At 72.1% G+C, this 12,504-nt stretch carries 15 protein-coding genes; 6 read left to right on the plus strand and 9 right to left on the minus strand.

Features of this window, described 5'->3' with window-relative positions; translation table 11 throughout:
* Positions 1–92: 92 nt before the first annotated feature.
* From ACIBKX_RS26795 to ACIBKX_RS26805, 3 genes are read left to right on the plus strand one after another with little or no spacing between them, the layout of a single operon-like run.
* Positions 93–860, plus strand: a complete 768-nt coding sequence (locus tag ACIBKX_RS26795; RefSeq protein WP_363275046.1) for an SDR family oxidoreductase — start codon at positions 93–95, stop codon at positions 858–860.
* Positions 857–2,551: an AMP-binding protein gene (locus ACIBKX_RS26800; RefSeq protein ID WP_363274958.1), complete on the plus strand. Its 1,695-nt coding sequence runs from the start codon at positions 857–859 to the stop codon at positions 2,549–2,551. Before ACIBKX_RS26795 ends, ACIBKX_RS26800 begins: the two co-directional genes overlap by 4 nt.
* Before the next feature lie 23 nt (positions 2,552–2,574).
* A complete protein-coding gene (locus ACIBKX_RS26805) occupies positions 2,575–3,168 on the plus strand; it encodes a TetR/AcrR family transcriptional regulator (protein WP_363274957.1) in 594 nt (197 codons plus the stop codon).
* A gap of 3 nt (positions 3,169–3,171) precedes the next feature.
* On the opposite strand, the gene ACIBKX_RS26810 is transcribed toward ACIBKX_RS26805, so the two are convergent.
* From ACIBKX_RS26810 to ACIBKX_RS26820, 3 genes are all read right to left on the minus strand, one after another.
* Positions 3,172–4,410 (minus strand): acyl-CoA dehydrogenase family protein, encoded by a 1,239-nt coding sequence (locus tag ACIBKX_RS26810; RefSeq protein ID WP_363274956.1) that lies wholly within the window; start codon positions 4,408–4,410, stop codon positions 3,172–3,174.
* Positions 4,411–4,417: 7 nt separating this feature from the next.
* A complete protein-coding gene (locus tag ACIBKX_RS26815) occupies positions 4,418–5,449 on the minus strand; it encodes a phosphotransferase family protein (RefSeq protein ID WP_363274955.1) in 1,032 nt (343 codons plus the stop codon).
* A gap of 217 nt (positions 5,450–5,666) precedes the next feature.
* Positions 5,667–5,963 carry a hypothetical protein gene (locus tag ACIBKX_RS26820; RefSeq protein WP_363274954.1) on the minus strand — a complete coding sequence of 99 codons (297 nt, stop codon included), beginning with the start codon at positions 5,961–5,963 and terminating at the stop codon, positions 5,667–5,669.
* A 142-nt stretch (positions 5,964–6,105) separates the two neighbouring features.
* On the opposite strand from ACIBKX_RS26820, the gene ACIBKX_RS26825 reads away from it, so the two are divergent.
* The gene (locus ACIBKX_RS26825) at positions 6,106–7,074 is read left to right on the plus strand and encodes an NADP-dependent oxidoreductase (protein WP_363274953.1); all 969 of its coding nucleotides are present in this window, start codon (positions 6,106–6,108) and stop codon (positions 7,072–7,074) included.
* Between the two features lie 19 nt (positions 7,075–7,093).
* On the opposite strand, the gene ACIBKX_RS26830 is transcribed toward ACIBKX_RS26825, so the two are convergent.
* From ACIBKX_RS26830 to ACIBKX_RS26850, 5 genes are read right to left on the minus strand one after another with little or no spacing between them, the layout of a single operon-like run.
* The gene (locus ACIBKX_RS26830) at positions 7,094–7,423 is read right to left on the minus strand and encodes a DUF202 domain-containing protein (RefSeq protein WP_399376214.1); all 330 of its coding nucleotides are present in this window, start codon (positions 7,421–7,423) and stop codon (positions 7,094–7,096) included.
* Positions 7,411–7,803, minus strand: coding sequence for a DUF202 domain-containing protein (locus tag ACIBKX_RS26835; RefSeq protein ID WP_363274951.1), 393 nt, complete (start codon positions 7,801–7,803; stop codon positions 7,411–7,413). Before ACIBKX_RS26835 ends, ACIBKX_RS26830 begins: the two co-directional genes overlap by 13 nt.
* Before the next feature lie 23 nt (positions 7,804–7,826).
* The gene (locus tag ACIBKX_RS26840) at positions 7,827–8,363 is read right to left on the minus strand and encodes an NUDIX domain-containing protein (RefSeq protein WP_363274950.1); all 537 of its coding nucleotides are present in this window, start codon (positions 8,361–8,363) and stop codon (positions 7,827–7,829) included.
* Between the two features lie 38 nt (positions 8,364–8,401).
* Complete coding sequence (locus ACIBKX_RS26845) at positions 8,402–9,166, minus strand: glucose 1-dehydrogenase (protein WP_363275045.1); 765 nt, start codon at positions 9,164–9,166, stop codon at positions 8,402–8,404.
* Positions 9,167–9,171: 5 nt separating this feature from the next.
* A complete protein-coding gene (locus tag ACIBKX_RS26850) occupies positions 9,172–9,801 on the minus strand; it encodes a helix-turn-helix domain-containing protein (RefSeq protein WP_363274949.1) in 630 nt (209 codons plus the stop codon).
* 137 nt (positions 9,802–9,938) lie between these two features.
* On the opposite strand from ACIBKX_RS26850, the gene ACIBKX_RS26855 reads away from it, so the two are divergent.
* Both ACIBKX_RS26855 and ACIBKX_RS26860 read left to right on the plus strand, forming a co-directional pair.
* Positions 9,939–10,346 (plus strand): YciI family protein, encoded by a 408-nt coding sequence (locus tag ACIBKX_RS26855; protein WP_363274948.1) that lies wholly within the window; start codon positions 9,939–9,941, stop codon positions 10,344–10,346.
* 16 nt (positions 10,347–10,362) lie between these two features.
* Positions 10,363–11,523, plus strand: coding sequence for a DUF6596 domain-containing protein (locus tag ACIBKX_RS26860; RefSeq protein ID WP_363274947.1), 1,161 nt, complete (start codon positions 10,363–10,365; stop codon positions 11,521–11,523).
* A 31-nt stretch (positions 11,524–11,554) separates the two neighbouring features.
* Here ACIBKX_RS26860 and ACIBKX_RS26865 read toward each other — a convergent pair whose 3' ends face one another.
* Positions 11,555–12,451, minus strand: coding sequence for a DMT family transporter (locus ACIBKX_RS26865; RefSeq protein ID WP_363274946.1), 897 nt, complete (start codon positions 12,449–12,451; stop codon positions 11,555–11,557).
* Positions 12,452–12,504: the final 53 nt, after the last annotated feature.

Genomic DNA, 12,504 nt, shown 5'->3' on the forward strand with positions numbered 1-12,504 from the left:
GGGGAACGAACCGGGCTGAGCGGCCCCCTTCCGTCACGGCATACCGACTGGTTAGTCTGCGATCACCGCGGAGCCGCAGTCGAAGGAGACCCATCGTGGAGACCCTGCAGGACAAGGGAGTTGTCGTCACCGGCGCCGGAGGCGGGATCGGGGCCGCGCTGGCCCGCCGTTTCGCCGCGGCGGGGGCGCGCGTCGTGGTGAACGACCTGGACGCCGGCAAGGCGAAGACGGTGGCCGGCGAGATCGGTGCCGTCGCCGTGCCGGGGGACGCGTCCACGATCGTGCCTGCGGCGATGGAGGCCCTTGGCGGCACCGTCGACGTGTACTGCGCCAACGCGGGCCTCGGCTCCGGGGGATCGGAGGGCGCGCCGGAGGAGGTCTGGGCGGCGGCCTGGGACGTCAATGTCATGGCCCACGTCCGCGCGGCGCACGCGCTGCTCCCCGACTGGCTGGAGCGCGGCAGCGGCCGGTTCGTCTCCACCGTCTCGGCCGCCGGGCTGCTCACCATGATCGGCGCCGCGCCCTACAGTGTCACCAAGCACGGCGCGTACGCCTTCGCGGAATGGCTCTCGCTCACGTACCGCCACCGGGGCATCAAGGTCCACGCGATCTGCCCGCAGGGCGTCCGCACGGACATGCTGGCCGCCACCGGCAGCGCGGGCGACCTGGTCCTCACCCCCACCGCGATCGAGCCGGACGACGTCGCGGACGCCCTGTTCACCGGTATGGCGGAGGACCGCTTCCTGATCCTGCCGCACCCCGAGGTCGCCGAGTACTACCGCGTCCGCGCCGCCGAGCCCGACACATGGCTGACGGGAATGAACCACATCCAGCAGAAGTGGGAGGCGAGCGAGCGATGACCGACACGACCCCCGCCCCCGCCCCCACCCCCTCCATCTACGCCGCCAAACCCTGGCTCCCCCGCCTCAGCGCGGCCCAGCGCGGCCCCGTCCGGCCCGCCGACTCCGTGGTGCACGCCTTCCGTGCCGCGGTCGGCCGGGCGGGCGAGCACACCGCCCTCGCCTACTTCGACGGGCGGCTCAGCTACCGCGAGGCCGACGCCCTCACCGACTCCGTCGCCGGGTATCTCGCCGCCCACGGGGTCGCGCGCGGGGACCGGGTCGCGATCCTGCTGCAGAACACGCCGCACTTCGTCATCGCCCTGCTCGGCGCCTGGAAGGCCGGGGCCACCGTCGTGCCGGTCAACCCCATGTACAAGTCGGCCGAGGTCGCCCACGTCCTCGCGGACGCCGACGTGACCGCGCTGGTCTGCTCGGACCGTGCGTGGGAGACGTATCTGCGCGAGACGGCCGCCCCCTCTCCCGTACGCGTCGTGCTCACCGCATGCCAGCTGGACCTGCAGACGCGCGGCGACACCCGCGTCCTCGACTTCGAGCGGCTGCCGCAGGCCGCCGACGCGGAGGACCTGGTGGCCGTCGCCCGGCAGGGGCTGCCCGCCCCCGAAGGCCGTGAACTCGGGCCCGGCGACGTCGCGTTGATCAGCTACACCTCCGGCACGAGCGGCACCCCCAAGGGCGCCATGAACACCCACGGCAACATCACCTACAACGCCGAGCGGCAGCGCACCGGCTCCGGCATCCCCGAAGGCGCCTGCTACTTCGCGATGGCGCCGCTCTTCCACATCACCGGCATGGTCGCCCAGATCGCCGGCTGCATCGCCAACGCCGGCACCCTCGCGCTCGCCTACCGCTTCGACGCGGGAGTCGTCCTCGACGCCTTCGCCGAGCACAAACCCGCGTACACCGTCGGCCCCTCCACCGCCTTCATGGCCCTGGCCGCCCACCCCGCCGTCACCCGCGAGCACTTCGACTCCTTCGTGATGATCTCCTCCGGCGGCGCGCCGCTGCCGCCCGCGCTGGTGGAGAAGTTCCGCGCGGGCTTCGGGCCCTACCTCCACAACGGCTACGGCCTCACCGAGTGCACCGCGCCCTGCGCCGCCGTACCGCCGGGACTCCAAGCCCCGGTGGACCCGGCGTCCGGCACCCTCGCCGTCGGCGTCCCCGGCCCCGAGACCGTCGTACGCATCGTCGGCGACGACGGCGAGGACGTCCCCTTCGGCGAGCACGGCGAGATCGCCGTCCGCGGCCCGCAGGTCGTCCCCGGCTACTGGAAGCGGCCCGACGCCACCGCCGAGGCCTTCCCGGAGGGCGAGCTGCGCACCGGCGACATCGGCTTCATGGACCCCGACGGCTGGCTCTACGTCGTGGACCGCAAGAAGGACATGATCAACGCCTCCGGCTTCAAGGTCTGGCCCCGAGAGGTCGAGGACGTGCTCTACACCCACCCGGCGGTCCGCGAGGCCGCCGTGATCGGCGTGCCCGACAGCTACCGCGGGGAGACGGTCAAGGCGTACGTCAGCCTGCGCCCCGGCGCCGAGGCCGCACCGGAGGAGCTCGCCGCGTACTGCAAGGAGCGGCTGGCGGCGTACAAGTATCCGCGCGCCGTCGAGATCCTGCCGGAGCTCCCGAAGACGACAAGTGGGAAGATCCTCCGGCGGGAACTGCGTTCCGGTACAACCAACGGCAAGTGACATTCGGAAGGAAGGTGGCGGCAGTGGCCAGGACGACGGACGGTGACGGTACGCCCGTCCCTCAGCGGCTGCTCGCCGCCGCCACGCGGCTCTTCGCCGAGCGCGGCTACGACCGCACGTCGGTGCAGGAGATCGTGGAGTCGGCAGGCGTCACCAAGGGCGCGCTCTACCACTACTTCGGCTCCAAGGACGATCTCCTGCACGAGGTGTACGCGCGTGTGCTCCGCGTCCAGCAGGAGCGCCTCGACGCCTTCGCGGACGCGGACGCGCCGATCGAGCAGCGGGTGCGGGAAGCGGCGGCGGACGTGGTCGTCACGACCATCGACAACCTCGACGACGCCTCGATCTTCTTCCGCTCCATGCACCACCTCAGCCCGGAGAAGAACAAGCAGGTGCGGGCCGAGCGGCGCCGCTACCACGAACGCTTCCGCGCGCTGATCGAGGAGGGTCAGCAGTCCGGCGTCTTCTCCACGGCGACCCCGGCGGACCTGGTGGTGGACTACCACTTCGGTTCGGTCCACCACCTGTCCACCTGGTACCGCCCGGACGGCCCGCTCACCCCGCAGCAGGTCGCCGATCACCTGGCGGACCTGCTGCTGAGGGCGCTGCGGCCCTAGGGCCTACAGGTACTTCTTCAGCTCCCGCCGCGCCAGCGACCGCTGGTGCACCTCATCCGGCCCATCGGCCAAGCGCAGCGTCCGCGCCGCCGCCCACAGCTCCGCCAGCGGGAAGTCCTGGCTGACGCCGCCCGCACCGTGCAGCTGGACGGCCTGGTCGAGGATGCCGACGACCGTCCGCGGCGTCGCGATCTTGATGGACTGGATCTCCGTGTGCGCGCCCTTGTTGCCGACGGTGTCCATCAGCCAGGCGGTCTTCAGGACGAGCAGCCGCAGCTGCTCCACCGCGACCCGCGCGTCCGCGATCCACTCCTGTACGACGCCCTGCTGGGCGAGCGGCTTCCCGAAGGCCGTCCGCGCCACGGCCCGCCGGCACATCAGCTCGATGCCCCGCTCGGCCATGCCGATCAGCCGCATGCAGTGGTGGATGCGCCCCGGACCGAGCCGCGCCTGGGCGATGGCGAAGCCGCCGCCCTCCTCGCCGACCAGGTTCGCGACGGGGACGCGTACGCGGTCGAAGACGACCTCCGCGTGACCGCCGTGGTAGTGGTCCTCGTACCCGTACACCCGCATGGCGCGCCGCACTTCGAGGCCGGGAGTGTCGCGCGGCACGATCACCATCGACTGCTGGCGGCGGATGTCGGCGCCGTCCGGGTCGGTCTTGCCCATCACGATGAAGACCTGGCAGTCCGGGTTCATCGCCCCGGAGATGTACCACTTGCGGCCCGTGATGACGTACTCGGAGCCGTCTGCGGACCGCTCGATGAGCGTGGTGATGTTCGTGGCGTCGGACGAGGCCACCTCCGGCTCGGTCATCGCGAACGCCGAGCGGATCTCACCGGCCAGCAGCGGCTGAAGCCACCGCTTCTTCTGCTCCTCGGTGCCGAACTGGCTCAGCACCTCCATGTTGCCGGTGTCCGGCGCCGCGCAGTTCAGCGCGGTGGGCGCCAGCTGCGGGGAGCGGCCGGTGATCTCGGCGAGCGGCGCGTACTGGAGGTTGGTGAGCCCGGCCCCGTGCTCGGCGTCCGGGAGGCTGTGCTGGTCTACAAAGAAGAGATTCCACAGGCCCTGCCTGCGGGCCTCGGCCTTCAGCTCCTCCACGACCGCGGGCGTCTCCCACGGCGAGGCCAGCCCGGCCCGCTGTTCGTCGGCGACCGCCTCGGCCGGGTAGACGTACTCGTCCATGAAGGCGAGCAGCTTGGCACGCAGTTCCTCGGTGTGCGCGTCGTAGGCGAAGTCCATGGCCGGCTCAGCCTTCCTTGTGGTTCCGGAGCGTGGTCAGGCCGTGCTCGATGAAGACGGGGACCAGCTCCCCGATCCGGTCGAAGCCCGCGCCGACCGTCTGGCCGAGCGTGTAGCGGTAGTGGATGCCCTCCAGGATCACGGCGAGCTTGAACCAGGCGAACGCCGTGTACCAGTCGACCGCCGACACGTCGCGCCCCGAGCGCGCGGCGTACCGCTCCACGAGTTCGGCCGCCGCCGGATGCCCCGGAGCACCCGCCGTGGTGCTGATGGGGGAGTCGGGCAGTTCGAGCCGGGTGCTGTACATGACGAGCAGACCCAGGTCGGTGAGCGGATCGCCGAGGGTGGACATCTCCCAGTCGAGGATCGCCCTGATCCTGTCGTCCGGGCCGATCAGGACGTTGTCGAGGCGGTAGTCGCCGTGTACGACGGTGGCCGCGGGGGAGGCGGGCAGCTTGCGGCCGAGCGCCGAGTGCAGCTCGTCGATCCCGGCGAGGTCCCGGTTGCGGGAGGCGTCCAGCTGCTTGCCCCAGCGGCGCAGCTGCCGGTCGAGGAAGCCCTCGGGCCGCCCGAAGTCGCCGAGGCCGACCGCCGCGGGGTCCACCGCGTGCAGGTCGACGAGGGTGTCGACGAGGCCCTCGACGGCGGCGCGGGTGCGCTGGGCGCCCAGCGGCGCCAGCTCGTCGGCCGTGCGGTACGGGGTGCCCTCCACGAACTCCATGACGTAGAAGGGCGCACCGAGGACGGAGTCGTCCTCGCAGAGCAGCACGGGCGTCGGGACCGGTACGTCGGTCGGGTGCAGCGCGCTGATCACCCGGTGCTCGCGCTTCATGTCGTGCGCGGTCGCGAGGACATGCCCGAGCGGCGGGCGCCGCACCACCCAGCGGGCGGTGCCGTCCGTCACGGAGTAGGTGAGGTTCGACCGGCCGCCCTCGATGAGCCGGGCGGTGAGCGGTCCGCCCACGAGCCCCGGCCGTTCGCGGTCCAGATGGCCGCGCAGCCGGTCGAGATCGAGGCCGGGCGGGTGGGCTGAGCTCATCTTCGCTCCTGATCGGACGGTCGACGTCGATTGCTGTACTGGTCCTCATGATGCCGACCAGTCGGTATGCCGTCCAGAGCGCAGCGGGAACGTGATCAGGATCGCGGCGGCGCGGGCCGCCCCGGACATGCCGATCCCCCGCCACAGACTGCCAGTTGGCGTCCGTGCGGGGGAAGGCGGCAGGTCCGTCCGGGGCCGGGTGGGGTCTCGGCGAGCCTCAGTGGTCGTCCCAGTGGCCCTCGTGCGGGGCGTGCCGGTGCCCGTCGTGCAGATAGTCGACGTGGTCGCCGTGCAGCACCGAGGCGTGGCCGCAGCCGTCGCCGTGCCGGTGGTCGTGCCCCTCGTGGATGGCGTGGCCGCTGGGCTCGCACTCGTCGTAGTGCCCGGAGTGCAGACGGTGCAAGTGCCCGTCGTGCGCGTAGTCGACATGGTCGCCATGCGGCACCTCGGGGTGTCCGCAGGCCGGACCGTGGATGTGCTGGTGCACGGGGTGCTCGTGATGCAGCGTGCTCATGACGCGTCCACCTTCTGTGGGAGGGGGTGACCCTCTCAGGCTAGTCCTCGATGCCCGTTTGATGGGGATATGGAACCGTTGTTGATGTTTCCATCACCGCACCACGGCACACCCCGCAAGGGCGATCCACGAAGGCGATCCCATGAAGGCGATCAGCTACCGCTCGTACGGCGGACCCGAAGTCCTCGAGTACGGCGATGTCCGCGACCCGAAGGTCGGTCCCGACTCCGTCCTGGTCAAGGTCCGCGCGGTGTCCGTGAACCCGGTCGACTGGAAGTGCCGCGAGGGCTACCTCGACACGATCATCGACCCCGTCTTCCCGGTGATCCCCGGCTGGGACGTCGCCGGTGTGGTGGTGCAGCCCGGTGCCGCCGTCCCCGAGTACGCGGTGGGGGACGAGGTCATCGGGTACGTCCGCGAGGACTTCCTCTCGCGCGGCACCCTCGCCGAGTACGTCGCCGCCCCCGTGCGCACCCTCGCCCGCAAGCCGCGCAATCTGACCTTCGAGGAGGCGTCGGGGCTGCCGCTCGCCGGGCTCACCGCCTACCAGGTGATCAACAAGGCCCTCGCGGTGACGGAGGGCGACGTCGTCCTCGTGCACGCGGCGGCCGGCGGCGTCGGCTCCATCGCCGTCCAGCTCGCCCGGCACGCGGGCGCCCGCGTCATCGGCACCGCCAGCGAACGCAACCACGACCACCTGCGCGAACTCGGCGCCGAGCCGGTCAGCTACGGGGACGGGCTTGCCGAACGGGTGCGGGCGCTTGTCCCCGAAGGGGTGGACGCCGCCTTCGACACGGTCGGCGGCGAGACCCTCAAGGTCTCCGCCGAACTCCTCGCGCCCGGCGGCCGCCTCGCGTCCGTCGCGGACGGCGCGGTGATCGGCCTGGGCGGCCAGTACTGCTGGGTGCGCCCCGACGCCGACGACCTGCGGCGCCTCTCGCTCCTCGCCGAGCAGGACGTCGTGACGGTCCATGTCTCCGAGACGTTCCCGCTGGAGCGGGCGGCCGACGCCTACCGGCTGAACGCGGAGGGCCGCACGCGCGGCAAGATCGTCGTTACGGTGGACTGGGCGGACCAGGGCGGCGCCGAAGGGACTGCCGGGGCGGACTGAATCCGGCGGTCACCGGGGTTCAGAGCACCATCGCCATCGCGCACACCGCGAGCGCCATCGTGCACAGCGTCGCCGTCGCCGCCGCGCGCGGCGCCAGCGGGCGCGGCCTGTTCGTGGCGGCCAGGGCCGTCAGCCTCCGGTGCGCCACGGCGAGGAACCCCAGCCAGAGCAGCAGACACAGGGCGCAGGCCAGGACGGAGAGCGTGGTCGTGCCGTGGTGCAGGGCGGCCCGTGCGGCGAGGATCGCGGCGACCGTGCAGGACAGCGTCGTACGCCGCCACGCGAGCCGGGTGCGCTCCGGCTGCAGCCCCGGATCGCGTTCCTGCGGCCGCTCGGTCACCCCTCCCACCCGAAGAGCACGACGACGACCATGGCGAGCGCCACGACCGCCACGGCCAGGCTCAGCAGCGTCGGGAAGCGCGACGCGGGCAGATCATCGCCGCGCCGCATGGCCCGCTCGCAGCGCACCCAGTGGTTGACCGCCCGCAGCGAGCAGAGCACGCCCGCGCCGAGCAGCGCGAGGGCGAGCCCGATCCGCCAGCCCCAGCGCAGGTCCGGCAGGAACTGGTCCACCGCGAAACCGCCGCCGATGAGGGCGAGCGCCGTGCGCAGCCACGCCAGGAACGTGCGCTCGTTGGCGAGCGAGAAGCGGTAGTCGGGGGTGTCGCCCTCCTCGCGGATCCGCTCGGGGGCGAACCACAGGCGCAGGCTCTGTACGAAGTTGCTCACGGGCGCACCATAAGCCGTACCGGTCAGGCCGCGCGGAAGGCCCTCAGCCGGTGGTAGGCGTCGAGCCCGTCCGGCACCCACTCCCACTCGTCGAGCCGTCGCTCCAGCTCATCCTCGGTGAGGAAGGTGTGCCAGGCGACCTCTTCGACCTGCGGGCTCACCGGCTCCTCGCAGACGACCTCGTAGAGGTACGACCACCAGGTGTGCCCCGCGCCGTCGTCGTACAGGAACTTGAACAGCGGTGTGGGGCGCGGGAGTCTGCCGACCCCCAGCTCCTCCTGCGCCTCGCGCAGCGCGGCGTCGTCGCAGGCCTCGCCCGCGCCGACGACGCCGCCCACGAACATGTCGTACAGGGAAGGGAAGACCAGCTTCGTCGGCGTGCGGCGGTGCACGAAGTACCGCCCCGCGGTGTCCCGCGCGACGACGAACACACAGCGGTGCCGCAGGCCCCGCGCGTACGCCTCACCGCGCGGGACCTCCCCGACGACCTCGTCGTTCTCGTCGACGATGGTGATGATCTCTTCGCGGGGGTCGGCGGGGCCGTCGGTGGCTTCAGTCATGCCTGCCATCCAACCTCACCCCTCGGTGTGGGAGCTCCTCACTGCCCCATGACGTACTTCACGGTCGGGCCGGCCGTCCAGCCGCCGTCGACGGCGAGCTCGGCGCCCGTCACGTACGAGGCGGCGTCGGAGAGCAGGAACACCATCGCGGCGGCGATCTCGTGCGCCTCGCCGACCCGGCCCATCGGGGTGTTGGGGTACTTGCCCTCGCCCTTCTCGATGCCGACCTGGGCCGTCATCGGGGTGTACGTCATGCCCGGGTGGACGGAGTTGACGCGGATCCGGGCGGTGCCCAGCTCCACGGCGCCGATCTTGGTGAGGCCGCGGACGCCCCACTTGGACGCGCCGTACCCGGCGGTGAGCGCGAGGCCCATCAGACCGGCGGCCGACGAGATGTTGACGATGGAGCCGCCGCCGTTCTCCTTCATGACCGGGACGACGGTCTTCATGCCGATGAAGACGCCGGTGAGGTTGATGTCGAGGACCTTGCGGAAGTGCTCGACGGACTCCGCCTCCAGGAACTGGCCGGTGGAGATGCCGGCGTTGTTGACCAGGCCGTGTATCCCGCCGAACTCGGCGACGGCGAACTCGGCCACGCGCTGCCAGTCCTCCTCGGACGCCACGTCGTGGTGCATGAAGCGGGCCCGCTCGCCGAGTTCGGCGGCGGTCGCCTTGCCGTCCTCGTCGAGCACGTCCGTCAGGACGACGTTGGCACCCGCCTCGATCGCCTGCCGGGCGGCGTCGGCGCCGAGGCCGCGGGCCGCGCCGGTGATGACGACGGTCTTGCCGGTGAGGTCGTGCAGTTCGCTCATGGTTCTCTCCGCGGGGTGGGGGCCCCAAGCAGGGCCGTGGTGGTCTCGACGAGATCCGCGAGGAAGAGCGGCTCGTCGGTCAGGGGGGTGGTGCCGGCCAGGTACTGGCTCGCGCGGTCGCCCATCGCGGCGCCGATCAGGGTGAGGGCGAGGTCGAGCCGCTCAAGCCGGAGGGGCTCGGGGAGCCGGTCGGTCAGCCTGTCCTCGACGCGGCCGATCAGCTCCCAGTAGACGGTGCCGTCGATGGTGGGGTGCGGGGTCCGGGTGCGTACGCCGCTCTCGTGGCTGAGCTGGGCGGAGATGCGCAGACAGCGGCGGCCCCGGTCCGAGCGCAGCTCGCTGGCCTCCGCGTCCACCAGGGCGGTGAGGAGGCCGTGCAGGGTGTCCGGGGCCTCGGCGAGCTCCGCCGCGAGCACCTTCTCCGTCCGCTGCTGGCGGGCGGCCATCACCGCGTCGAGGAGTCCGGCCCGCGAGCCGAAGTGGTACTGGACCGCGGAGGGGTTGCTCTGCCCCGCGATCCGCACGATGTCCCGCAGCTGGGCCCCGTCCACGCCTTGCGCGGCGAAGACCTCCTCGCCGGCGCGGATCAGTTTCTCCCGGGTCTCGGGTCCTGAGGTCCTGGCCATACGACGATTGTAATGCTGGCCATTATTAAAAGCGAGGGCCGAAAGTCCTCGCCGACGATGTCGAGAACCCGTGACCGGCTCCGTCCCAGGGGTGAACGCGGCCACAATGGGTCGCACGAGCACCAAGGAGAGACGTCATGGCCAAGTACCTGCTGCTCAAGCACTACCGCGGCGCTCCGGCGGCGGTGAACGACGTACCCATGGACCAGTGGACGCCCGAGGAGATCTCGGCGCACATGCAGTACATGCGGGACTTCGCGGACCGGCTCGAGAAGACGGGCGAGTTCGTCGACGGTCAGGCGCTCGCCCCCGAGGGGACCTTCGTCCGCTACGACGGCGAGGGGCGCCCGCCGGTCACCGACGGCCCGTTCGCCGAGACCAAGGACCTCATCGCGGGCTGGATGGTGATCGACGTCGACAGCTATGACCGTGCCGTCGAGCTGGCCGGAGAGCTGTCCGCGGCGCCGGGGGCCGGCGGCAAGCCGATCCACGAGTGGCTGGAGCTGCGCCCGTTCCTGGGCGAGGCGCCCACCATCACGGACTGACGCCCGGGTGCCCCGGATGGACGAGTCCCTGCTCCGGAGCCTCACGCCCGGAGTGCTCGCCGTCCTCGTCCGCCGCGGAGCCGACTTCGCGGCGGCCGAGGACGCGGTGCAGGACGCGCTGGTGGAGGCGGTCCGCGGCTGGCCGGACGGGCAGCCGCGGGACCCCAAGGGCTGGCTGGTGACCGTCGCGTGGCGGAAGTTCCTCGACGCGGCGCGGTCGGACGCGGCCCGCCGCCGGCGCGAGGACCTGGTCGAGGAGGAACCCGCGCCCGGTCCGGCACCGGCGGCCGACGACACGCTCCAGCTGTACTTCCTGTGCGCCCACCCCTCGCTGACCCCGTCGTCGGCGGTGGCGCTCACCCTGCGCGCCGTGGGCGGCCTGACGACCCGCCAGATCGCGCGGGCCTATCTGGTGCCCGAGGCGACGATGGCGCAGCGCATCAGCAGGGCGAAGCGCACGGTCTCCGGGGTGCGCCTGGACCGGGCGGCCGACGTCTCCACGGTGCTGCGCGTCCTGTACCTGGTCTTCAACGAGGGCTACTCGGGCGACGTGGACCTGGCGGCCGAGGCCATCCGCCTGACGCGGCAGCTGGCCGCGGAGATCGACCACCCCGAGGTGGCCGGACTGCTGTCCCTGATGCTGCTGCACCACGCCCGCCGCGCGAGCCGCACGGCCCCGGACGGCGGTCTGATCGCCCTGCCCGACCAGGACCGGGCCCGCTGGGACACCCGCATGATCGCCGAGGGGGTGCACATCCTCCAGTCGGCCCTGGCCCGCGACCGCCTGGGCGAGTTCCAGGCGCAGGCGGCCGTCGCGGCGCTGCACGCCGACGCGCGTACGGCGCAGGAGACGGACTGGGTCCAGATCGTCGAGTGGTACGACGAGCTGCTGTGCCTCACGGACAGCCCGGTGGTCCGGCTCAACCGCGCGGTGGCGGTGGGCGAGGCGGACGGTCCCCGCGCGGGCCTGGCGGCCCTGTCCGGCCTCGACCCCGCCCTGCCCCGCCACACGGCGGCAGTCGCGTACCTCACGGAACGCATGGGCGACGCGGAGACGGCGGCGCGCCTCTACGCGGAGGCGGCCCAACAATCGCCCACCCTCAAGGAACGCGACTACTTGACCCGGCAGGCGGCCCGTCTGAACGCGACCCTGAGGCCGCCCTCGGGGGCGGGGTGAGACGTCGGAGCGAGGCGAGACGTCGGAGACGTCACCCGTGTTGCAGCTGCCCGACCTCTAAGCGCGCCCCGGCCCTCGGCATCGCCGGGTGCAGCCCGAGCAGGACGATGCCGCCGACGATGGCCGTAAGCCCCAGCGCCTGCCAGGTCAGGGCCACCGCGTCGGTCCGCAGCTGGTCGCCGAGGAAGCCGACGCCGCAGGCGATCCCCGCGAGGGGCTGGGCGGCGGTCAGCGCCGGGAGCGACATCCGCAGCGGCGCCGTCTCGAAGGCGCTCTGGACCAGGAGCAGCCCCGTCACGCCGAGCACCAGCACGGCGTACGGCTGCCATCCCGTCAGGAGATGCGACCAGCCGCCGTCGGAGAACCGCCCGCCGCTGACCCGTGTCAACGCGTCCTGCACCCCGTAGAGCAGCCCCGCCGCCACACCGAGCAGCACGGGACCGGCGGTGAAGCGGTGCCGCGACCCCTTCGCGTAGACGGTGAGCAGCATCGCCGTACCCACCATCACGCCCATGATCAGCCACTGCCGCAGCGGATCGGACTCCGCGCTGCCGCCGCGCGGTTCACCCGCCACGATGAACGCCGTGACCCCGCCCGCGAGCAGCGCGAGCCCCGACCAGCCCTGCCGGCCGAGGGGCTGTTTGGTGCGGTAGCGGGAGAGCGTCAGCGCGAACAGCAGGTTCGTCGCGAGCAGCGGCTCCACCAGGGAGATCTCGCCCTTGCCCAGCGCGAGCGCGCCGAGCACCATCCCGCACACCATGAGGCCGATCCCGCCCAGCCACTCCGGCACCCGCACCAGGTCCAGGAGGAGCCGCGGCGAGAGGAAGTCGCTCAGCGGCGCGCGCTGCGCCGCGTCCTGCTGGAAGACGAAGCCGAAGCCCAGGCAGCAGGCGGCCGATACGCCGAGGACGAGGACCAGGACCGACACGTCGTACCTCGAGACGGAGCGGGACCCAAGTGGGGAGAAGGCCGACGATAGTC

It is taken from the genome of Streptomyces sp. NPDC050658 (assembly GCF_044457025.1).
Taxonomy (GTDB): Bacteria; Actinomycetota; Actinomycetes; order Streptomycetales; family Streptomycetaceae; genus Streptomyces.